We start from the raw sequence: 22,275 nt of genomic DNA on the forward strand, positions 1-22,275 counted from the left end.
GGCCCGGACCAGCGAAGCTGGCCAGGGCGCGGTAAGGGTCGAGCGGCCTTCCTTAGCCGGTGACCGGGGTCCGCCAGTCATCGGAGCCGGAAGTGCCGGAGACTTCGTGGGTCCAGGTGATCTTGCGGTAGGTGAAGTGCACGTCTTCCAGGTGGGTGAAGTGGGCATTGCCCGGGTCCTGGCAGTTGTGCATGTAGTCCTTGATGTCGACGATGATCGCGTCCTCAAGGGTGGTGGTGTAGTAGTGCTCCTGGGTGCCGGCGGCGGAGGTGCGGTACCACTGGATGACGATCTCGGTCAGGCGCTCGCCCGAGGTCAGCGCCGCCAGCAGCAGCGGCGAAGCCTTGTCGAAGACCTTGGTGATGATCACCGGCTTGTGCACCCGCTGGCCGGTGGGCTGGCCGGACTGCGGATCGCGGGGAATGATCACTTCGTGCTGAAAGCCCTGGACCATGACCTGGTCTTCATGACCTTCCTGGTAGGTGTTGCCCACGGAATCGGCGGTAAAGGCCCCGGCGGTGATCAGCCCCTGTTTGGTGCCGGTGACCGACATATACGCTGGCGTTGCCATGCATGCTCTCCTTGCAAATCACTAAAGAAACCCCGGCCGGATGACCGTGGGCTGCAGGAGTGATTACAAGGTCTGTGCCAGCAACTGATTAGTTGTTTTGAATCAGTGAGTTACTGATTTGTTGGCGGTGTTTGGCGGACTTTTTCGAGGAAATACCGGGAAAAGTGCGCAACATGTTGCGCAGTGCTGTGCAAGATCTTGCGCACCTTGAAGTAGGCCATGCAGCAAGGCCATTACCGCGATCTGTGCACAGGCTTATCCACAGATGACTGCGCAAGATGTTGCGCAGTTGCAAGATTATCCACAGGGTTGGCATCCGGCCGCCCTCTGGGGCCACAATGCGCGCCGGACCGGCCAGTCAATGGCCTGAGCAGACAATGATGAGAGTCAGCATGGACACACCGATTCGCTCGAACCAGACACTGCTGGAACAGATCAAGCACGGCCTTGAGCCCGACTACCTGATGTTCTGGGGCCACCAGCCGACCCGCGACGGGCGCCTCTCCCCAAGCTGCTTCAGCCAGTGGTTCGCCGCCGGCCTGGAGCTTGAGGGCATTCACTACCCCAGCGCCGAGCACTTCATGATGGCCGGCAAGGCCCTGCTGTTCGATGACCGGGAAACCCACGGGCGGATCCTCAAGGCGACCACCCCGGCGGACGTCAAACAGCTGGGCCGCGAAGTGCGCGGCTTCGATGACGCCCGTTGGTCCGAGGCGCGTTTCGAGATCGTGGTGCAAGGCAACCTGGCCAAGTTCAGCCAGCATCCGGCCCTGGGCGACTACCTGCTGTCCACCCGCGATCAGGTGCTGGTGGAAGCCAGCCCGGTGGACCGGATCTGGGGCATTGGCCTGGCGGCGGACGATGCCAAGGCCAGCCGGCCGGAGCAGTGGCGCGGCCTGAACCTGCTGGGGTATGCCTTGATGGAAGTGCGCGACAGGTTGAAACAAGGGCCGAGTACCTAATAGCACAGGCCCAGTCAGCATTCAGAAGGGCAAGCGCAGAAATGCTCTGAACTTGCCGTAAGGAAACAACCCGAGGAGCAGGCAAACGACAAGGGCCACCGGTTGATAGTGCAAGAAGAATGTCATGAACTGAACGTAAAAATAGCCGATCAACAATACAAAGCCGGTCAAAAGCAAAACTTTATGACGTTTGAATTCGACATTACTCGAAGTCCAAACAAACCCGAGAAGCCCCAGAAACATGGTCATTACGCCATCAAGCACTGCTTGGACAGCACCTGAAAAAACCTCCCCCCCGATAGTAAAAAAAACATAAACCATGGACAGGAGCGTGGTAATAATCACAAATGAAACTCCATACTCAAACAAATGAAAGAGTTCCATCTTGCGCTCGTTTTCAATAGCGATCTCGTCTTGCGCCGTTTTGTCTGAAGTCAACAACGAAGCCAAAAGTCCAGCACCAAGACCACCTAAGGTCATGATTACAAAGTTCGTCAAGAACATCACAACATCCTGAGTCCTTGAGTTTTTATCTATTAGCTCATCATGCTTAGCCAAGTCCTTCCGATAGTTAGCAAGCAACTTATCAGGCTCTGAAAAATCTGAAGGCTTACTGTTTATTCTTTGTATTTCTTTGTTGATGGTGGCTCTCTGGTCCACTGAAGGCTCGATCATTTTTTTCGACTCTATGCTCGCTGCCGACAGATGAGCCATCAACCAGGCTGCACTCACTATTGAAACAAAGAAACCCAGCATTATCCCCGACCGGGTTCTGACTTTCATGACAACTGCCGCAGTGATAGAAATTGCCAGCGCCCAGAAAACAAGAACTTCCCCTAAGGGAAAGTTCAAAACTTTCTGAACGACATCAAACACTACGTCCGCCTTTGCACTAAACACAGACACGACCTCAGCGAATTCCACTTTCAAAAACACCTTCCTTATTTAATATAACCATCAGAATCAGACACTCTTACAAAAGTGAACGGCTGAAAAATCAGCCACTCAAAGACCTAAACCCCCGCCCCCACCAGCAACTCCTCCAGCGCCAGCAGATCCGGGACCTTGGCCACTTGCTCGGCCACCTGCACCGCGGCCTTTTCCAGAGGCGCCAACGGCACATCGACATAACTCAACTGGCTGTCGAGCTTGCAGGAGCGGGGAATGCCCTGCACCAGCAAGGCCATGAACTTCAGCTCCGGGCGTCCGCCCAGGGCATTGAGCACGACGATACGCGCCCGCTCGCCCAACACCGTCTTGCCACCACAGGCCGACTCGAAACTGATCAGCGCAATCCACCGCTCGCGCCACAGCACCCGGCCCAGGTACCAGGGCGGCGAATCCAGGTCGAAGCTGCCCTGCTGATAGTCGATCAGTTCGGCCACCGCCACGTTGGGCAGGATCAGGGTACGGTCCGCCAGGGGCAGCAACAGACCGGTCAGGGTGCTGGCGCGGTGATCAAGCATGGGGCTTGCTCCACAGGGCGATGCTTTCCAGCAGCACCGATTCTTGATAGGGCTTGCCGAGGTAGTCGTTGACCCCGATGGCCATGGCCCGGTCGCGGTGTTTCTGCCCGGTGCGGGAGGTGATCATGATGATCGGCAAGTGTTGCAGGCGCGGGTCGTTGCGTACCTGGATCGCCACTTCGAAACCGTCCATGCGCGGCATCTCGATGTCCAGCAGCATCAGGTCCGGGGTGTGCTCGGCCAGCAGCGTCATGGCGTCGACCCCGTCCTTGGCGGTGAGCACGTTCATGCCATGACGTTCCAGCAGGCGGCTGGTGACCTTGCGCACGGTGACCGAATCGTCCACCACCAGCACCAGCATCGGCCGTGGCGGCTGGACTTCGGCGGCCGCGGCCTCGCCGCTCGGCCCCGGCCGCGGTGCCTGGAGCTGCAGCGCACGGAGGTGCGCCAGCAGATCGAGAATCAGCACCACCCGGCCATCGCCGAGAATGGTCGCCCCGGACAGGCCCTGCACCGCCGCGAACTGCGGCCCCAGGCTCTTGACCACGATCTCCCGGGTGCCGGCCGTGACATCCACCTGCACCGCGATGCGCTGTTCGTTGCAGTGCACCAGCAGCACCGGCAGCGGCAGCACCTGGCCCAGCAGTTTCGGGCGCGGCACGGTGTGCAGCAGTTCCCCCAGGTAGCACAGGTCATAGCCCTGCCCGGCGTATTCGTAACGGGGCGGATCGAGCTGGTAATGGGCGTCCAGCTCACCCGGCAAGACCCGCACGATGCCTTCGACGGTGTTCAGCGGGATCGCGTACTGCTCATCGGCGCACTGCACCATCAACGCCCGGTTGACCGAGACGGTGAAGGGCAGGCGAATGCGGAAATGCACCCCCTGCCCGGCCACCGAATCAATGCTCATGCTGCCGCCCAGTTGTCGCACTTCCTCGTGCACCACGTCCATGCCCACCCCGCGCCCGGAGATCTGGGTGATCTTCTCGGCGGTGGAAAACCCCGGCTGCATGATGAACTGCAGCACCTCGCGGTCGCTGATCGCGGCTTGCGGATCCAGCAGGCCGCGCTTGATGGCTTTGGCGCGCACCGCTTCCAGGGGCACCCCGGCGCCGTCGTCGCGCATGTCGAAGATGATGTCGCCGCCTTCCCGGGACAGGTCGAGGCTGATCCGCCCCCGGGGCGGCTTGCCCGCGGCGCGGCGCACGTCGGCGGCCTCCAGGCCGTGATCCACGGCATTGCGCAACATGTGCTCCAGGGGCGCGACCATGCGTTCGAGAACGTTGCGGTCCATTTCCCCTTCGGCGTTGCCCACCACGAACTCCACGTCCTTGCCCAGCTCTTCGGCCACCTGCCGCACGATGCGCTTGAGCCTGGGCACCATGCGCTCGAAGGGCACCATGCGCGTGCGCATCAGGCCTTCCTGCAATTCGGTGTTGATCCGTCCCTGCTGCTGCAACAGGTTCTCGGCGTCGTGGTTGCGCCGGTCGAGGGTTTCCTTGAGGTCCAGCAGGTCCGAGGCGGACTCGAACAGGGCCCGGGACAACTGCTGCAACTGCGAATGCCGGTCCATTTCCAGCGGGTCGAATTCCTCGTAGCCCAGGCGCTCGGCCTCCACTTGCTGGCGACTGAGGATGCGGCCCTGGGTTTCGGTGTCCAGGCGCCGCAACTGGTCACGCATGCGCTCGATGGTGGTTTCCATCTCGCCAAGCGCGACCCGGGCATCATTGACCTGTTGTTCGATGCGCCCCCGGAAGATCGAGGTTTCCCCGGCCAGGTTCACCAGATCGTCCAGCAGTTCCGCCGACACCTTGACCATGTCGCCCACCACCGCGGCCTCCGCGGCGGGGGCCGCCGGCTCCGGCTTGCTCGCCGGCATCGGCGCAGGCGCCCCGGGCACGGACGGCACGCGCGGATGGCTCAGGTCGTGGATTGCCTCGATCAGTTTCTGCGCCGGCTCGATGGGTTGCCCGGCGCGAGCCGCATCGAGCATCTGCGCCAGGCGGTCGTGGCTTTTCTGCAGCAGGGTGAACAATGCCGGGCTGGGTTGCAGCAGCCCGGCGGACAAGCCTTCGAAGAGAAACTCCAGCTCGTGGGCCAGGTCGCCGATGGGGGCGATTTCCACCATTCGCGCCCCACCCTTGAGGGTGTGCAGGTCCCGCAGCAGGGTTTCCACCTCCTGGCGCGCCTGTGGGTCGGCCTGCCAGCGCGCCAGGGCCGCGGCGGAGCTGTCGATGATGTCGAAGCCTTCTTCGAGAAAGATCTCCAGCAGCTCCGGATCCTGGGCCGCGCTGTCCTCGGAGGGCACGTTCTCGGCCGTCTCGGCGGGGCTGGCTGCCTGCTGCCGGTAGGCGCGCACGGCTTCGACCTGAGCCCGGGAATCATCCAGGGGCTGCGCGCTCTGCAACTGATGCAGCAGCAACGCCAATTGCTCATGACTGCTGCGCAACAGCAGGCCCAGGTGCTGGCTGTGGCTGTAGCGCCGGTCCACCAGGCCCTCGTACAACGACTCCAGCTCCTGGGCCAGCTCCGCCACCGGCGTCACTTCGGCCATTCGCGCGCCCCCCTTGAGGGTGTGCAGGTCCCGCTGCAGGGAGGACAGCGGCGCGCCGTTTTCCGGGTCCGCCAACCAGCGTTGCAGGGCCTGATCGGCGCTTTCGAGGAGGTCCACCGCTTCTTCGAGGAAGATCTCGACGATCTCCGCGTCTGCGTCCGCCTGCCCCGGCGTCTGCTCCAGGCGCGCGGTGGCCGCCCCCAGTTCACTGATGCTCAAGGCCCGACTGCCATCGCTCTTGATCAGGCCGGTGGCACTCGGATCAAGGCCTTCATGCAGCAAATCGCGCAGGGCCTGGACCCGCTCCGCGCAGGGGCTGACCGCCTGGCCTGCAGCCAGTTCGTCGAGCATGTTGAGCAAGGCCTCGTGGGCGCTTTCAGCCTCGTGGAAGAAGCGCTCGCTGACCGCCAGGCTGCTCTCCTCCACCGCGCCATAGAGGTCGAGCAGGGCTTCGCAGAGTTCATCCACCGGGTGCAGGTCGGCCAGGTGCGCGCCTTCACCGAGGGTGGTCAGTTCGTCCAGCAGGGCACTGAGTTCCTGACGCTCGCCGGGATGCTGCTGCCAGCGCCGCAGCAGGCTTTCGGCGTCCAGCAGGATGTCCATGCCCTGGGCCAGGAAGTTGGTGATCAAGTGCGGATCGCGCTTGGCCCGGGGGGCGGCGTCCGGGGCGTTGAGCAGGGTTTCCAGGCGCTCGCCGAGCAGTGCCAGGGCGCGCCCCACCAGTGAGCGGGCACCGTCGATGGGCGCCAGCGGATCGCTGTCCAGTTGCCGCAACCCGCGGCGCAGCAGGCCTTCGGCTTCCAGCAACAGCTCGACTTCGTCCAGGTCCAGGGGAATCAGGTGGGCCCGGTATTCCCGGGCCAACTGGTCGAAGGGCCCGGCCAGCTCGGCCATCGGCAGCACCCCGGCCATGGAGGCGCTGCCCTTGAGGGTATGCAGGGCCCGCTGCAGTTCATCGCTGGCCTGCAGCGGCAGGTGCTCGGCAGCCCGTTCGAGAAAACGCTGGATGCTGTCCAGGTGGGTCTGGGCTTCGGCGCGGAAGATCTCCAGCAACTGCGGGTCCAGCGCCTGGCCTTCAGCGAGGGCGTCGGCTGCGGCACCTTTGGCCAGGGCATGGGCGCGAGCGGCGAGGCGGTCGACATCCTCGCGCTGGCGCTGGGCCCGGGCGGCGAATTCGCCGATCAGGTCCGGCAGCAGCTGCAGGGTGTCGGCCACCAGTTGCCGGACTTCGGCGCTGGGGGCAACGCTGTGCTCCAGCACCCGGTTGAGCAGGTTCTCCACCGCCCAGGCCAGCTCCCCCAGGACCAGGGCACGCACCATGCGCCCACTGCCCTTGAGGGTGTGGAAGGCTCGACGCAGTTCGCTCAGGGCGGCCTGGCCCTGGGGCTCGGCCGTCCAGCGCGGCAGGTACTCGCGGAGCATGTCCAGCACTTCCTCGGTTTCTTCAAGGAAGACTTCCCGTAGTTCGTCGTCGACCGGCTCTTCGTCCACCGGCGGCGGCAGCAGGCTGCCGGGGGTGATCAGGGCCGGCGGGTTGAGGGCCGACACCGGGGCCGCCAGCGCATCGGCCAGAGACTGCGCCGGCCGGGGCTCGTCCGCTGCCTGGGACACCGGCAGCGCCAGCGCCTCGCCGCCGCTTGCGGGCCGCTCCGGCAATGCCGCTTGCGCCACGGGGGCATGCCCCAGGGCCGTCAGGCCCTGCTCCGCCAGGTCGAGGAACTTCTCCCCCGGCGCCTGGTGGTCCTCCTTTAAGCGCTCCAGGTAGTACTCAAGGCTGGTGATCACATCCGCCAAGTGGTCCAGTTGCCGCCAGTCCGGCCGGGGCGAATCCTGCAGCAGCTGTTCGCTGATGAAGCGATTGCAGGCTTCCATCAGGCTGGCGGCACGGGGCAGCGGGATCATCGCCAGCGCGCCGCGCACCTGGGTCAGCAACTCGGGCACCGACACCAGTTGCTCGCGCTCCCAGTCGGCCTCGATGCACTCGCCAATCAGGTCCTTGGCCTGACGCAGGCAGACCAGGGCTTCCTGGATCACCAACTGATGGATCTGGGTCAGGTCGGTGGTGGGCAGGCGGCTGTCCTCGGGACTTTCCGGCTCCACGGTGCCGACCATCCCGGCCAGGGTCGCCTCGACATACAACAAGGCCCCGGCCACATCCATCAGCACCGCGTCGTCCGGCGCGCGCTGGCCCTGGGCCAGGCTCTGGACCACCGCCAACTGGTCGATGATCACCTTGCGTGGCTGGCCGAAACCCAGCACCGCCAGGGTGTCGGCGATCTGCCGCAAAGGAGACAGCAGGCTGTCCAGGTCGCCGGTGTGCTGGCGGTCGCTGCGCACGAACAGGTCGAGGCGCTCCTTGACCCGCACCAGGCCATCGCACACCGCGGTCAGCACCGAGCGCATGGCATCGCGGTCGGGCCCGGCCAGGCGGGCCCGTTCCTCATCCACCACCGCGCTGTCGGGCAGCGCGTCGTCCAGTCCGTAACGTTCTTTCATGGTCAGCATCAATGGGGTGGGGTGGCGCGCCTTGGCGATGTAGAACAACAGGCTCTTGAGCAATTCGTCGGGCGCGGCCTGGTTGATTCCGGGCATGCCCTGTTCCAGCAGGCGCTTGAGTTCCTTGTCGGCGTCCTTGAGCAGGCTGCGCACCGCCGGGCTGTTGGCGATCACGCCCTGGCGCATGCCTTCCACCAGGGCCGAGGCGATGTGCCACAAGGGCGCCAGCGGTGCGTCCTGGCACAGCGCCTCCAGGCGTTCGAAGACCTTGGCCATGTGGCCCAGGCAGTGTTCGGCGTCCTGCTCGCGCAGCAGGTCCACCAGCGCGGTTTGCAGCAGGTGCCGCAACTTGCGCATCTGGGTGGGAAACTCCAGCGGCTCCAGAGCCGCCAGGGCCTTGTCGGACAGGGTCGGCAGGCTGGGCAGTTGCGGGCTGAACAGGCTGGTTTCCGAGAGCAGGCCTTCGCCCCGGGCACTGCGCAGATCGTTGAGCAGCGGCAGCACCACCAGGGGCAGGTCGCGGCGGGCACTCTGCACCCGGTCCAGGTACTGGGGCAGTTGGCCGATGGCCTGGCGCAGCAGGCGCAGGGCTTCGTCGCGCTGGGCCACCCGGTTCTGCTGCAGGGCCAGGGCGAGCTTTTCCATTTCCTCGGCCAGCAGCGCGGCGCCGTAGAACTCCACCATCTGCAGACTGCCATGGACCTGGTGGATCCCCGCCAGGCACTGGCCGAGGGCATCCGGGTCCTGGGGGTCATCCGCCAGGTGTTCCAAGGCCTGATGCGCCTGCTTCAAGGTTTCGGCAATTTCGCCCTTGACCCATTCCAGGGCCACATAGTCATGCCGGTCCACCATCACCACTCCCGTCAAGGCCTTGCGTCAGCGATTGTCATTCGGGGCCGGGGCCCGGGTGGCCGGCAAGGTGAAGCCGGACACCGAGCGGCGCAGTTGGCTGGCCATTTTCGCCAGGTTGCCGATGCTCTCGGCGGTCGCGGTGGAGCCGGACGAGGTTTGCGAGGTGATCTGCTGGATCACGTTCATGGTCAGGGAGATCTGCCCGGCTGACGTGGTCTGCTGCTGGGCCGCGTTGGAAATGCTCTGGATCAGCGCCGCCAGGGTCTTGGACACGCCTTCGATCTCTTCCAGGGCCACCCCCGCGTCCTGGGCCAGACGCGCGCCGCGCACCACTTCGGTGGTGGTCTGCTCCATGGAGATCACCGCTTCGTTGGTGTCGGTCTGGATCGCCCGCACCAGGGTCTCGATCTGCCGCGTGGCGGCCGAGGAGCGCTCCGCCAGCCGTTGCACTTCGTCGGCCACCACGGCGAAACCGCGCCCGGCATCGCCGGCCATGGAGGCCTGGATCGCCGCGTTGAGGGCCAGGATGTTGGTCTGGTCGGCGATGTCGTCGATCAGGCTGACGATGTCACCGATTTCCTGGGAGGACTCGCCCAGGCGCTTGATGCGCTTGGCGGTGTCCTGGATCTGCTCGCGAATGTTGTCCATGCCGTGGATGGTGTTGTGCACCACCTCGTTGCCCTTGTTGGCGATTTCCACCGAACGCTCGGCCACCGCCGAGGACTCGGCGGCGTTGGCCGACACCTGATCGATGGACTGGGCCATCTCGTTGATCGCCGTGGAGGCTTCGGAAATCTGCTGGGCCTGGTGCTCGGAGGCTTCGGCCAGTTGCATGGCGGTGGCCTGGGTTTCCTGCACCGCGCCGGCCACCTGCCCCGCCGTGAGGTTGATGGTGGCCACCAGGTCGCGCAGCTGGTCGACGGAATAGTTGATGGAGTCGGCGATGGTCCCGGTGAAGTCCTCGGTCACCGAGGCGGTCACCGTCAGGTCGCCGTCGGCCAGGTCCTCGATCTCGTCCAGCAGGCGCATGATCGCGTTCTGGTTGCGCTCGTTCTTCTCGGCGGTTTCCCGCAGCTGGCGGTTGGTTTCGCGGACCATCACCAGGCCGATGAGGATGATCGAGGCCAGGGCCAGCAGGCCCAGGACATAACCGCCGATGGTGTCCAGCTTGCGGCTGCCGGCCAGGTTCTCGAAGCCGGTGGCCAGCAGCGAGGCTTCGTCCAGCAGGGTCTGGGACAGGCTGAAGATGTTGCTCGCCGATTCGCGGACCTGGAACAGCTCGGGGGAGGTTTCGAGGATCTCGTCCACGGAACCGGAGACGAACTCGAACAATTCGGAAATTTCCGCCAACCGGGCCCGGGCGTCCGGGTCTTCGACCTGGCTGATCTTCAACCCTGGGTTGCCCTGCAGCATGCCGTTGAGGACCTGGCCGAAGCGCGCGGCATCCCGGCCAAAGGCGTCGGCGGCCTGGACCGCATTTTCGTCGCCGGCCAGCACCGTGTTGACCGCCCCCAGAATCCGCTCGGCCAGCAGCGACTGGCGCTGGGCCATGGCCACCTGGGCGGCCGGGGCACCGCGCTGCAGGAGGATCTCCACCACCTTCTCGTATTCCACCTGCAACTGGGGCACGGTTTCCGCCAGGGTCGCCGCCACTTGATGCAGGGACAGCACCGTCTGCTCGCTGCCGAGGATGACATCGGCGTTCTTCAGCAGTTTTTCCCAGTCCAGCTGCACGGCGCGCATTTCCTGGCGCAGCACCACCGGCGCGCCGGGCAGGCCGGTGGCCGGGTCGCCCTTCTTCAGGTAGCTCCAGCGCTGGGCAAAGTCGTTGCGCGCATCCCCCAGCAGCTTGAACGCCGCAGCCTTGCCGGCTGCCGCTTCGGTGGCGTTCTTGGCGATGCGCTGGGACAGCACCCGTAACTCGCCGGCATGGCCGATGTACTGCTTGTCGTAGGTGGCCTGGGTGTTCAGGTAAGCGAAGTTGGCGAACAGCAGCATGATGAACACGATCAGTGCGATGAACAGCACGATGATCTGCGAGCGGCTGCGGGAGCCCTCCAGGGGCTTGCCGGTTTTGGCTTTGGTCATCGATCAGGCCTGTGGCGAGCGGGTGATCCCGCTTTCAGGAGCCCGGGGCGCACGCAACGCTCGGGCAGCATGGATGGAACCAGGGCAGCAAGGCTGGCCGGGGTACAGCGAACGCAGGGCAAGCGGGACCGGGCGAGGCTCACGCCGCCACCTGCAGAAACGCCGGCGAGCGGGCCAGGGCGAAGGGGCTGAAGACCTGCCAGAGCTGGTCGCTGCGAAACTGCCCCTGCAGGTAGGGGTTGATCGCGGCAATGGCAAAGTCGCCGGGGCCGGGCTCCAGACTGTCCTGGGCAAAATGCTTGAGGCCCGCCACTTCATCCACCAGCAGGCCGGCGAACAGTTCCTTGTACTCCACCACCAGCACCCGCCGCTGCTTGCGCAGGGGCGACAGCTCATGACCGAAGAAGGCGCACAGGTCCATGATCGGCAGCAGCCGCCCGCGCAGGTTGGCCACGCCCTTGACCCAGGGTTTGACCCCGGGCAGCAGGGTGTAGCGCGGCTCGTGCAGCACCTCGCTGATTTCGCCCATGGCGGCCACGTACCAGTGCTCCCCGAGGCGGAAGCCGATACCGCTCCAGCCGTGCTGGCAGGTTTCCTGGGACGGCAGGTCGGCGGCCAGCAGGCGGCAGCGCTGGTCGATCTCCAGCAGCAGCTCGAAGGCGGTCTGGGTTTCGCTCATGGCCGGGCGATCAGCCGGCCAGGACGCTGTTCAGGGTCTTGATCAGGGTCTCTTCGTCCACCGGCTTGGTCAGGTAGTCCTTGGCGCCCTGGCGAGTGCCCCAGACCTTGTCGGTTTCCTGATCCTTGGTGGTGATGATGATCACCGGGATATGGCTGGTCTCGGCATCCTTGGTCAACTGGCGGGTGGCCTGGAAGCCGTTGAGGCCGGGCATGACGATGTCCATCAGTACCGCATCGGGCTTTTCTTCCCGGGCCAGGGCCACGCCGTCGGCACCGTTCTCGGCCTTGAGCACTTCATGGCCGTGCTTTTCCAGCATGCCGGTGAGTTTGTACATTTCAGTCGGCGAGTCATCGACGATCAGAATACGAGCCATGGTCTTCCCCATACGGTATGGGCGCGCGGCCCGCGGGCCGAGCGCCATTGTGCGTGTCTACTGTGGCGCAAGCGCGACAAAGTCCGGAACGTGGGCCTTGATTGCGCTCAGCAGTTCTTCCTTGCTGAAGGGTTTGGTCAAAAACTGGTCGGAGCCGACGATGCGCCCCTTGGCCTTGTCGAACAGGCCGTCCTTGGAGGACAGCATGATCACGGGAATGGACTTGAACGCGCTGTGGTTCTTCACCAGCGCACAGGTCTGATAGCCGTCGAGCCGCGGCATCATGATGTCGACGAAGATGATGCCGGGATGATGATCGACGATCTTGGCCAGGGCCTCAAAACCGTCCACGGCGGTGATGACCTCGCAGCCGACGTTCTTCAACAGCATTTCGGCCGTGCGGCGAATCGTCTTCGAATCGTCGATCACCATCACCTTCAAGGCGTTGGAATGCTGTTCCATATCTGCTCTGCCATCGCCCCAGCGAATGATTTGATCCGGTACCGCTGGCCTACGCCCCAAACCCTTGAACTTCAAGGCCTCGGCCCGGCATGCGAGCCTTTTTAGCACACTCTCCCCTCTGCAATCTATGGACCACGCCAGGCAGTGGTTTTTCCTTGACCCAGGCCCTTGTCAGCGCCACTCTGACGCCACTTTTTTTGCCTTGCTTCCACTTATTTTCTTAAAGGAATCCACCCATGAGCGTTCGCGTCGGGATTGTCATGGACCCTATCGCCAGCATCTCCTACAAGAAGGACAGCTCGCTGGCCATGCTGCTGGCCGCCCAGGAGCGCGGCTGGACCCTCTTCTATATGGAGCAGCGCGACCTGTACCAGGGCGCCGGCGTGGCGCGGGCGCGCATGCGCCCGCTGCAGGTGTTCGCCAACCCGGAGAAATGGTTCGAGCTGGACGCCGAGATCGACTGCCCGCTGAGCGATCTGGATGTGATCCTGATGCGCAAGGACCCGCCGTTCGACATGGAGTTCGTCTACTCCACCTACCTGCTGGAACAGGCCGAAAGCGCCGGCGTGCTGGTGGTCAACAAGCCCCAGAGCCTGCGCGACTGCAATGAAAAGCTGTTCGCCACCCTGTTCCCGCAGTGCACCCCGCCGACCGTGGTCAGCCGGCGCGCCGATGTATTGCGCGAGTTCGCCGCCGAGCATGGCGACGTGATCCTCAAGCCTCTGGACGGCATGGGCGGCACCTCGATCTTCCGCCACCGCGCCGGCGACCCGAACCTGTCGGTGATCCTGGAAACCCTGACCGTGCTCGGCAGCCAGCAGATCATGGCCCAGGCCTACCTGCCGGCGATCAAGGACGGTGACAAGCGCATCCTGATGATCGATGGCGAACCGGTGGATTACTGCCTGGCGCGCATCCCCGCCGCCGGTGAGACCCGTGGCAACCTGGCCGCCGGCGGGCGTGGCGAAGCCCGTCCACTGAGCGACAAGGACCGCTGGATCGCCGCCCAGGTCGGCCCGACCCTGCGGGCCAAGGGCCTGCTGTTCGTCGGCCTCGATGTGATTGGCGAGCACCTGACGGAAATCAACGTCACCAGCCCCACCTGCATCCGTGAGATCGACAACGCCTTCGGCACGCAAATCGGCGCGCGGCTGATGGATGCCATCGAACGCAAGCTGCAAGCCGCCAGCAACAAGCCGCAAGCTTGATCTGCGTCATCTGCAGCTTGTCGCTTGAAGCTTGGCACTCAAGGCTTGAAACCAACATTGCGTTATCATGCGCCGCCTGTGAAAACGTGATGTTGGTTGTGTGATGCCTGCCGTGATGTCGAAACGCCCATGAGCCTGCCGTCCGATCTGCCCCCCGAGCTAGCCCATGGCGGCGTGCGCGCGGCCGATCGCCTGGGATTTACCCTGTTCCTGGCGGCGCTCCTGCACCTGGCACTGATCCTCGGCCTGGGCTTTTCCTTCGCCGAGCCCCAGACCATCAGCAAGACCCTGGAAATCACCCTGGCCACCTTCAAGAGCGAGACCAAGCCGAAGAAGGCCGACTTTCTCGCCCAGGAGCACCAGGAAGGCAGCGGCACCCTGGACAAGAAGGCCATTCCGAAAACCACCGAGGTGGCGCCGTTCCAGGACAATTCGGTGAAAAAGGTGGTGCCTCCGCCGTCGGTCAAGCCCGAGGTCAAGGAAGCCGCGCCCAAGGCAGCCGTGGCCACCACCGCGCCGAAACCGAAAAAGACCGTGACCCAGCGTGAAGAGGTCAGGAAAGACCCGACGCCCAAGGCCGAGACTCCGACGTTCGACAGCTCCCAGCTGTCCAGCGAGATTTCCAGCCTGGAAGCGGAGCTGGCCAACGAACAACAGCTGTATGCCAAGCGCCCGCGCATCCACCGCCTGAGCGCCGCCTCCACCATGCGCGACAAGGGTGCCTGGTATAAGGACGAATGGCGCAAGAAGGTCGAGCGCATCGGCAACCTCAACTACCCCGAGGAGGCCCGCCGCAAGCAGATCTACGGCAACTTGCGGCTGATGGTCTCGATCAACCGCGACGGCTCACTGTATGAAGTGCTGGTACTGGAGTCCTCCGGCCAGCCGCTGCTGGACCAGGCCGCCCAGCGCATCGTGCGCCTGGCCGCGCCGTTCGCGCCCTTCACCGGCGATCTGTCGGACATCGACCGCCTGGAAATCATCCGCACCTGGCGCTTCGCCCGGGGCGACAAGCTGTCCAGCAATTAATCCGCACCCGCTGGCAAGCGCCCAGCACCCGCAACAGCCGGTTGGCCGGCGCACAGCCCCCTCAGCGGATACGCCCTCCCCCGCGCCACCTGCACCGGCAGGCCAGCACCCACCGGCTGGCGCTTGTCAGCCGGGCCCGCCATCGCCACACTAGCGCTCATGAAAAATGTCAGCCCAAGCTATCTCAAGCATCACTTCCTGATCGCCATGCCCCATATGGCCGACCCGAACTTTGCGCAGACCTTGACCTACATCGTCGAGCACAACGCCAGTGGCGCCATGGGCCTGGTGATCAACCGGCCCCAGGACCTGAACCTGGCGGATATCCTCGAACAACTGCGCCCCGACGAAGAGCCGCCGCTGCTGTGCCAGCACGTGCCGATCTTCAGTGGCGGCCCGGTGCAGACCGATCGCGGCTTTGTCCTGCATCCCAGCGGCCCGGTCTACCAGGCCACGGTGGAGCTCGAAGGGCTGTCCCTGTCCACCTCCCAAGACGTGCTGTTCGCCATCGCCGACGGTGTCGGCCCGGCCAAGAGCCTGATCGCCCTGGGCTACGCCGGCTGGGAAGCCGGGCAACTGGAAGCCGAGCTGGCGGACAACGCCTGGCTGACCTGCCCCTTCGACGCCGACATCCTGTTCAACACCAGCAGCGAACTGCGCCTGGAAGCCGCCGCCCGGCACCTGGGGGTCAACCTCAACCTGCTCACCAGCCAGGCGGGCCACGCCTGATGGCCTTGCGACTGATCCTCGGCTTCGACTACGGCACCAAGCAGATCGGCGTCGCCGTGGGCCAGGCCATCACCGGCCAGGCCCGCGAGCTGTGCACCCTCAAGGCGCAGAACGGCGTGCCGGACTGGAATCAGGTGCAAGCGCTGATCGAGGAATGGAAACCCGACGCCGTGGTGGTAGGCCTGCCCCTGAACATGGACGGCAGCCCCAGCGATATGTGCGTGCGGGCCGAGAAGTTCGCCCGGCGCCTGAACGGCCGCTTCAATGTGCCCTTCTATACCCACGATGAACGCCTGACCACCTTCGAGGCCAAGGGCGAACGCCTGGCCCGGGGCGGGCAGAAAGGCAGTTACCGCGACAACCCGGTGGACGCCATCGCCGCGGCCCTGCTGCTGCAGGGCTGGCTCGATGAAAACGCCGGCCTGTTGAACACCTGAAACCCGAATCCTGAAGAGGCGCGGCCCCCTGCTGCGCGCCTCCTGGCCCAACACCAGCCGCAAGTCCCACGCGCCTCGCTGCCCGGCAACCCGGCGCGAGCCCACGAAGGAGCCACCATGAGCCTGCCCAATCCCGCCGCCCTGATCAGCCAGATGGCCACTGATCTCAACGCCCACCTGGCCCAGCGCGCTATCAGCGAGCCCCGCTTCATCGGTATCCGTACCGGCGGCGTCTGGGTGGCCCAGGCCCTGCTGGAAGCCCTGGGCAGCGACGCGCCCCTGGGCACCCTGGACGTGTCCTTCTATCGCGACGACTTCAGCCAGAACGGCCTGCACCCGCAAGTGCGTCCCTCGGAGCTGCCGTTCGAGATCGAAGGCCAGCACCTGGTGCTGATCGACGACGTGCTGATGAGCGGCCGGACCATCCGCGCCGCCCTCAACGAACTGTTCGACTACGGCCGCCCGGCCAGCGTGACCCTGGTCTGCCTGCTGGACCTGAACGCCGCCGAGCTGCCGATCCGTCCGAATGTGGTGGGCGCGACCCTGTCGCTGGCCGCCCACGAGCGGGTAAAATTGTCCGGTCCTGCGCCGCTTCAACTCGAGCTCCAAGACCTCGCCCTCTAACTCGCCCTTTTAAGAGTCCATTGCGATGACGCCTCTAGACGCCAAGCGCCCGCTGCAGCTCAACGATCAGGGCCAGCTGCGCCATTTCCTGTCCCTCGACGGCCTGAACCGCGAGCTGCTGACGGAAATCCTCGACACCGCCGACTCCTTCCTCGAAGTCGGCGCCCGGGCGGTGAAGAAAGTCCCGCTGCTGCGCGGCAAGACCGTGTGCAACGTGTTCTTCGAGAACTCCACCCGCACCCGCACCACCTTCGAACTGGCGGCCCAGCGGCTGTCGGCGGACGTGATCACCCTGAATGTCTCGACCTCCTCGGCGAGCAAGGGTGAAACCCTGCTGGACACCCTGCGCAACCTGGAAGCCATGGCCGCCGACATGTTCGTGGTACGCCACGGCGACTCCGGCGCCGCGCACTTCATCGCCGAACACGTGTGCCCGCAGGTGGCGATCATCAACGGCGGCGACGGCCGTCACGCCCACCCGACCCAGGGCATGCTCGACATGCTGACCATCCGCCGGCACAAGGGCGGCTTCGAGAACCTTTCGGTGGCCATCGTCGGCGACATCCTGCACTCGCGGGTGGCGCGCTCCAACATGCTGGCGCTGAAAACCCTCGGCTGCCCGGACATCCGCGTGATCGCGCCGAAAACCCTGCTGCCCATCGGCATCGAGCAGTACGGGGTCAAGGTCTACACCGACATGACCGAAGGCCTCAAAGACGTGGACGTGGTGATCATGCTGCGCCTGCAACGTGAGCGCATGCAGGGCGGCCTGCTGCCCAGCGAAGGCGAGTTCTACCGCCTGTTCGGCCTGACCACCGCGCGCCTGGCCGGGGCCAAGCCCGACGCCATCGTCATGCACCCGGGCCCGATCAACCGTGGCGTGGAGATCGAATCGGCGGTGGCCGACGGTCCGCACTCGGTGATCCTCAATCAGGTGACCTACGGTATTGCAGTGCGCATGGCCGTACTGTCCATGGCCATGAGCGGGCAGACCGCCCAGCGACAATTCGAGCAGGAGAACGCCCAGTGAAGCTCAGCATTCTCGGCGCCCGCGTCATCGATCCAAGCAGAGGCCTGGATCAAACCACTGATCTGCACCTGGAAGCCGGCAAGATCGTCGCCATCGGCGCCGCCCCGGGCGGTTTCAATGCCGTCACCAGCATCGACGCCAAGGGCCTGGTGGCCGCGCCCGGCCTGGTGGACCTGAGCGTGGCCCTGCGCGAGCCGGGCTACAGCCGCAAGGGCAGCATCGCCAGCGAAACCCGCGCCGCCGCGGCCGGTGGCGTCACCAGCCTGTGCTGCCCACCGCGCACCAAGCCGGTGCTGGACACCTCGGCGGTGGCCGAACTGATCCTCGACCGCGCCCGCGAAGCCGGCAACAGCAAGGTGTTCCCCATCGGCGCCTTGAGCAAGGGCCTAGAAGGCGAACAGTTGGCCGAGTTGATTGCCCTGCGTGACGCCGGTTGCGTGGCCTTCGGCAACGGCCTGGACGGTTTCCGCAGCACCCGCACCCTGTGCCGTGCCCTGGAATACGCCGCCACCTTCGACCTGACGGTGATCTTCCACTCCCAGGATCGCGACCTGGCCGAAGGCGGCCTGGCCCACGAAGGCGCTACCGCCAGCTTCCTCGGTTTGCCGGGGATTCCCGAAAGCGCGGAAACCGTGGCCCTGGCCCGGGACCTGCTGCTGGTGGAACAGAGCGGCGTGCGCGCGCACTTCAGCCAGCTGACCAGCGCCCGCGGCGTGGAACTGATTGCCCAGGCCCAGGCCCGCGGCCTGCCAGTGACCGCCGATGTGGCGCTGTATCAGCTGATCCTCACCGACGAGGCGCTGATCGACTTCTCCAGCCTGTATCACGTACAGCCGCCACTGCGCTCGCGGACCGACCGTGACGCCCTGCGCGAGGCGGTGAAGTCCGGGGTGGTGCAAGCCATCTCCAGCCATCACCAGCCCCATGAACGTGACGCCAAGCTGGCACCGTTCGGCGCCACCGAGCCGGGCATCAGCAGCGTCGAGTTGCTGCTGCCACTGGCCCTGACCCTGGTTCAGGATGGCCTGCTGGACCTGCCGACCCTGCTGGCGCGCCTCAGTGCCGGCCCGGCCGCCGCCTTGCGCCTGCCGGCGGGCAAGCTGGTGGAAGGTGGCGCGGCGGACCTGGTGCTGTTCGACCCGGTCAGTTCCACCGTGGCCGGCGAGCGCTGGCTGTCCAAGGGCGAGAACTGCCCGTTCCTCGGCCATAGCCTGCCGGGCGCGGTGCGCTACACCCTGGTGGACGGGCACATCAGCTATCAAGGCTGACTCCCTGGCTGGCACCCTGTAGCCGCTGCCGCAGGCTGCGAACGGCTCCGAAGGAGCCGCCGCTCCTGATGGCGGCCTGCGGCAACAGCCCCATGCAACGCCATCACCGCCTGCGCCGCTGAATGGATCAGCGGCGCTTGGCGTTTTCCAGGGACACCTGATCGTTCAGGGTCCAGAAGTCGTACAGCACCCCGAGGAAGAACAGGCCGCCGGTGAACAGATAGATCACCCCGCTCAGCCATTTGCCCTGGTACATGCGATGTACGCCGAAGACTCCGAGGAAGGTCAGGAGTATCCAGGCGACGCTGTACTCCAGTGGGCCCGAGGTGAAACGCAAGTCCGCTTCCCGGTCCATGGACGGGATCAGAAACAAGTCGATCAGCCAGCCAATGCCCAACAGACCGAAGGTGAAGAACCAGAGGGTCCCGGTTACCGGCTTGCCGTAATAGAAGCGGTGGGCACCGGTAAAACCGAAAATCCACAACAGGTAACCGATCACCTTGCTGTGAGTGTCATGAGCGGATGCATCCTGACGATAGGTGTTCATTAAGAGCCTCTTTGCAGGTGATAGATAAATATTCTTAAAAACTTTGTGACTTTTTTACAGGCGTTCGACATGTGGACGATGTTACCTTCTCTCCCGTCAAAGCCTTGTACTGCCTGACTTCTGACAGTTTTCTGCGTCAAGTTGCCACCTCTTTGCCGAAGTTGACCCCAAGGTTGAATCGACAAACGGCCACGGAAGTGACCCGAAAGCTGTTATAAAGTTGCGCGCAAACCAAATAAGAGCCTTGCCTAATGCGACCATTTTTCAAGACATGGCTAACCATTTGCCTATTAATGCCACTGGCCGCCCACGCCACCAACCGTGAGCAACGACTTCCCAACGTTAATGGCTACACCCCGAAACCGCATGTTTCGACGGTCACCGCCAAGAACAAGACCACCATCAAGCACCCCACCCGCCTGAGCAAGACCGATAGCAAGCTGGTGGCCAACAACGCCGGCCGGCCGAGCACCACAGTCCTCAGCCGCGCGGTCAACGTTCTCGGTACTCCTTATCGTTGGGGCGGCAGCAGCCCAAGTAAAGGCTTCGATTGCAGCGGCCTGGTGCGTTACGCCTTCAACGACGTTGCCGCCGTGGACCTGCCGCGCACGTCCAACGCCATGGCCAGCGGCCACGGGCAGAAGGTCGAGCGCAAGGACCTGAAGCCGGGCGACCTGCTGTTCTTCAACATCAAGAGCCGCAAGGTCAACCACGTCGCCATCTACCTGGGCGAAGACCGCTTCATCCACGCCCCGCGGCGCGGCAAGGCGGTGACCATCGACACCCTGAAGAAACCCTACTGGCAGAGCCACTACGTGGTTGCCAAGCGGGTCCTGCCCAAGGAGCACGCGCCCCTGCGGGTCGTGCAGCGCTGATCTGCTGATTCGCCCATTCGCCGGCAAGCCGGCTCCTACGCCCACCTGTAGGAGCCGGCTTGCCGGCGAATGCATTTGCAGCCCGGTCAAAAACTCTCCGGCATCCGCGCCTGTTCCCGGGCCTGCTCGCGACTGATCAACCCCTGCCCGAGCAACGCCTTGAGGCTCATGTCCAGAGTGCGCATGCCCTGGGCGCCGCCAGTCTGGATCGCCGAATACATCTGCGCCACCTTGTCCTCGCGAATCAGGTTACGAATCGCCGAGCTGCCCAGCATGATCTCGTGCGCCGCCACCCGGCCACCACCGACCTTTTTCAGCAGCACCTGGGCAACCACCGCCTGCAGCGACTCGGCCAGCATCGAGCGCACCAGGGCCTTTTCCTCCCCCGGGAACACGTCCACCAACCGATCGATGGTCTTGGCCGCCGAAGCGGTGTGCAGGGTGGCCAGTACCAGATGCCCGGTTTCTGCGGCGGTCAGCGCCAGGCGGATGGTTTCCAGGTCCCGCAGCTCTCCCAGCAGGATCACGTCCGGATCTTCCCGCAGCGCGGCGCGCAAGGCGCTGGCGAAGCTCTGGGTATCACGCTGCACCTCGCGCTGGTGCACCAGGCAGCTGTGCTGCGGATGCACGAACTCGATGGGATCTTCGATGGTGAGGATGTGCTGGCGCCGATGGTGGTTCAGATGATCGATCATCGCCGCCAGGGTGGTGGACTTGCCGCTGCCGGTGGGCCCGGTCACCAGCACCAGCCCCCGGGGCACCTCGGCAATGTGCCGAAACACTTCCCCCAGCCCCAACGCTTCCAGGCTCTGTACCCGCGCAGGAATCAGGCGCAGCACCGCGCCGACGCCCCGGGCATGCTGGAAGGCGTTGACCCGAAAGCGCGCCACGCCCGGCAGCTCGTAGGCGAAGTCCAGGTCCCGGGTGACGGCGAAGGCTTGGCGCTGCGATTCGCTCATCAGGCTGTGGATCAAGGCCAGCGTCTGCTGCCCGTCCAGGGCCGGCCCCTCCAGCGCGCCGATATCGCCGTCGATACGCAACATCGGCGCCAGTCCGGCGGACAGATGCAGGTCGGAAGCACCTCGGGCGACGCTCAAGAGCAAGAGTTCGGTGATGTCCATAGTGACTCCCAATTCCAGTAGAATGCCGCGAGCTTCAGACCCGCCCGCCTCTGGGCGGCTGCCATTGCCCGAGGCAAGGGCAAGGTCCGCCACGGCCATCGAGCAATGCTCTGGCCAGTGGCGGGTGAGGGTCTGGTGGATTCACGCGGCAGCCGGCAGGCCGAGGCCGCCGGTACTTTTGAGAAGAAATCGAATGTCCACGATAGCAGACAACATTGCCCGGCTCGCCGAGCGCATCCGCAGCGCCTGCCAGGCCGTACAGCGCGACCCGGCCAGCGTCCGGTTGCTGGCCGTGAGCAAGACCAAGCCCGCTGCCGCCCTGCGTGAAGCCTACGCCGCCGGCCTGCGGGACTTCGGCGAGAACTACCTGCAAGAAGCCCTGGGCAAGCAACAGGAACTGGCCGACCTGCCCTTGAGTTGGCACTTCATCGGCCCCATTCAGTCGAACAAGACCCGTGCCATCGCCGAGCACTTTGCCTGGGTGCACTCCGTGGATCGCCTGAAAATCGCCCAACGCCTGTCCGAACAACGCCCGACCGAGCTGCCGCCGCTGAACATCTGCATCCAGGTGAACGTCAGCGGCGAAGCCAGCAAGTCCGGCTGCACTCCGGCCGAACTGCCAGCCCTGGCCAGCGCCATCAGCGCCTTGCCGCGCCTGCAACTGCGCGGGCTGATGGCGATTCCCGAGCCCACCGAGGATCGGGCCGCCCAGGAGGCCGCCTTCGCTGCGGTGCAGGCCTTGAACAATCAACTGCGGGACAGCCTCAAGCTGCCCCTGGACACCCTTTCCATGGGCATGAGCCACGACCTCGAAGCGGCCATCGCCCAAGGCGCCACCTGGGTGCGGATCGGCACCGCGCTGTTTGGCGCCCGCGACTACAGTCAGTCCTGATGCGACTGA

At 64.7% G+C, this 22,275-nt stretch carries 20 protein-coding genes; 10 read left to right on the forward strand and 10 right to left on the reverse strand.

Going from position 1 to position 22,275, the window contains the following annotated elements:
- Positions 1-52: 52 nt before the first annotated feature.
- Positions 53-571 carry an Hcp family type VI secretion system effector gene (locus PST29_RS28400; RefSeq protein ID WP_047305413.1) on the reverse strand — a complete coding sequence of 173 codons (519 nt, stop codon included), beginning with the start codon at positions 569-571 and terminating at the stop codon, positions 53-55.
- Positions 572-963: 392 nt separating this feature from the next.
- Here PST29_RS28400 and PST29_RS28405 point away from each other — a divergent pair, with 392 nt between their 5' ends.
- Positions 964-1,533: an NADAR family protein gene (locus PST29_RS28405; protein ID WP_060844868.1), complete on the forward strand. Its 570-nt coding sequence runs from the start codon at positions 964-966 to the stop codon at positions 1,531-1,533.
- Between the two features lie 21 nt (positions 1,534-1,554).
- Here PST29_RS28405 and PST29_RS28410 read toward each other — a convergent pair whose 3' ends face one another.
- The 7 genes from PST29_RS28410 to pilG form a co-directional block, all read right to left on the reverse strand.
- Complete coding sequence (locus PST29_RS28410; RefSeq protein ID WP_060844869.1) at positions 1,555-2,463, reverse strand: hypothetical protein; 909 nt, start codon at positions 2,461-2,463, stop codon at positions 1,555-1,557.
- 83 nt (positions 2,464-2,546) lie between these two features.
- The gene (locus PST29_RS28415) at positions 2,547-2,999 is read right to left on the reverse strand and encodes a chemotaxis protein CheW (RefSeq protein WP_060844870.1); all 453 of its coding nucleotides are present in this window, start codon (positions 2,997-2,999) and stop codon (positions 2,547-2,549) included.
- Positions 2,992-8,901, reverse strand: coding sequence for an Hpt domain-containing protein (locus tag PST29_RS28420; RefSeq protein ID WP_060844871.1), 5,910 nt, complete (start codon positions 8,899-8,901; stop codon positions 2,992-2,994). Before PST29_RS28420 ends, PST29_RS28415 begins: the two co-directional genes overlap by 8 nt.
- Positions 8,902-8,925: 24 nt before the next feature.
- Positions 8,926-10,989 (reverse strand): methyl-accepting chemotaxis protein, encoded by a 2,064-nt coding sequence (locus tag PST29_RS28425; RefSeq protein ID WP_060841527.1) that lies wholly within the window; start codon positions 10,987-10,989, stop codon positions 8,926-8,928.
- 139 nt (positions 10,990-11,128) lie between these two features.
- Positions 11,129-11,668, reverse strand: a complete 540-nt coding sequence (locus tag PST29_RS28430; RefSeq protein ID WP_060844872.1) for a chemotaxis protein CheW — start codon at positions 11,666-11,668, stop codon at positions 11,129-11,131.
- Between the two features lie 10 nt (positions 11,669-11,678).
- Positions 11,679-12,044 (reverse strand): twitching motility response regulator PilH, encoded by a 366-nt coding sequence (gene pilH, locus PST29_RS28435; protein ID WP_042941009.1) that lies wholly within the window; start codon positions 12,042-12,044, stop codon positions 11,679-11,681.
- A gap of 57 nt (positions 12,045-12,101) precedes the next feature.
- On the reverse strand, positions 12,102-12,506 hold the full coding sequence (gene pilG, locus PST29_RS28440; RefSeq protein WP_016964938.1) for a twitching motility response regulator PilG: 405 nt from the start codon (positions 12,504-12,506) through the stop codon (positions 12,102-12,104).
- Positions 12,507-12,742: 236 nt separating this feature from the next.
- On the opposite strand from pilG, the gene gshB reads away from it, so the two are divergent.
- The 7 genes from gshB to PST29_RS28475 all read left to right on the forward strand — a co-directional run bounded on the left by gshB (position 12,743) and on the right by PST29_RS28475 (position 18,831).
- Positions 12,743-13,714, forward strand: coding sequence for a glutathione synthase (gshB, locus tag PST29_RS28445; protein ID WP_060841529.1), 972 nt, complete (start codon positions 12,743-12,745; stop codon positions 13,712-13,714).
- Positions 13,715-13,843: 129 nt separating this feature from the next.
- On the forward strand, positions 13,844-14,743 hold the full coding sequence (locus PST29_RS28450) for an energy transducer TonB (RefSeq protein ID WP_060841530.1): 900 nt from the start codon (positions 13,844-13,846) through the stop codon (positions 14,741-14,743).
- A gap of 159 nt (positions 14,744-14,902) precedes the next feature.
- Positions 14,903-15,472 carry a YqgE/AlgH family protein gene (locus PST29_RS28455; protein WP_060841531.1) on the forward strand — a complete coding sequence of 190 codons (570 nt, stop codon included), beginning with the start codon at positions 14,903-14,905 and terminating at the stop codon, positions 15,470-15,472.
- Complete coding sequence (ruvX, locus tag PST29_RS28460) at positions 15,472-15,909, forward strand: Holliday junction resolvase RuvX (RefSeq protein ID WP_060841532.1); 438 nt, start codon at positions 15,472-15,474, stop codon at positions 15,907-15,909. Before PST29_RS28455 ends, ruvX begins: the two co-directional genes overlap by 1 nt.
- 117 nt (positions 15,910-16,026) lie before the next feature.
- Entirely contained in the window at positions 16,027-16,533 is a 507-nt protein-coding gene (gene pyrR / locus PST29_RS28465; protein WP_060841533.1) for a bifunctional pyr operon transcriptional regulator/uracil phosphoribosyltransferase PyrR, read from the forward strand.
- Positions 16,534-16,558: 25 nt separating this feature from the next.
- Positions 16,559-17,563 (forward strand): aspartate carbamoyltransferase catalytic subunit, encoded by a 1,005-nt coding sequence (locus tag PST29_RS28470; RefSeq protein ID WP_011064007.1) that lies wholly within the window; start codon positions 16,559-16,561, stop codon positions 17,561-17,563.
- Positions 17,560-18,831 carry a dihydroorotase gene (locus PST29_RS28475; RefSeq protein ID WP_060844873.1) on the forward strand — a complete coding sequence of 424 codons (1,272 nt, stop codon included), beginning with the start codon at positions 17,560-17,562 and terminating at the stop codon, positions 18,829-18,831. Before PST29_RS28470 ends, PST29_RS28475 begins: the two co-directional genes overlap by 4 nt.
- A 127-nt stretch (positions 18,832-18,958) precedes the next feature.
- Here PST29_RS28475 and PST29_RS28480 read toward each other — a convergent pair whose 3' ends face one another.
- The gene (locus PST29_RS28480; protein WP_060841535.1) at positions 18,959-19,378 is read right to left on the reverse strand and encodes an NINE protein; all 420 of its coding nucleotides are present in this window, start codon (positions 19,376-19,378) and stop codon (positions 18,959-18,961) included.
- Between the two features lie 251 nt (positions 19,379-19,629).
- On the opposite strand from PST29_RS28480, the gene PST29_RS28485 reads away from it, so the two are divergent.
- A complete protein-coding gene (locus PST29_RS28485; RefSeq protein ID WP_060841536.1) occupies positions 19,630-20,253 on the forward strand; it encodes a C40 family peptidase in 624 nt (207 codons plus the stop codon).
- Between the two features lie 86 nt (positions 20,254-20,339).
- On the opposite strand, the gene PST29_RS28490 is transcribed toward PST29_RS28485, so the two are convergent.
- The gene (locus PST29_RS28490) at positions 20,340-21,374 is read right to left on the reverse strand and encodes a type IV pilus twitching motility protein PilT (protein WP_060844874.1); all 1,035 of its coding nucleotides are present in this window, start codon (positions 21,372-21,374) and stop codon (positions 20,340-20,342) included.
- A gap of 193 nt (positions 21,375-21,567) precedes the next feature.
- On the opposite strand from PST29_RS28490, the gene PST29_RS28495 reads away from it, so the two are divergent.
- Positions 21,568-22,266 (forward strand): YggS family pyridoxal phosphate-dependent enzyme, encoded by a 699-nt coding sequence (locus PST29_RS28495; RefSeq protein ID WP_060844875.1) that lies wholly within the window; start codon positions 21,568-21,570, stop codon positions 22,264-22,266.
- Positions 22,267-22,275: the final 9 nt, after the last annotated feature.

It is taken from the genome of Pseudomonas sp. St29 (assembly GCF_001547915.1).
In the GTDB taxonomy this organism is placed as follows: Bacteria; Pseudomonadota; Gammaproteobacteria; order Pseudomonadales; family Pseudomonadaceae; genus Aquipseudomonas.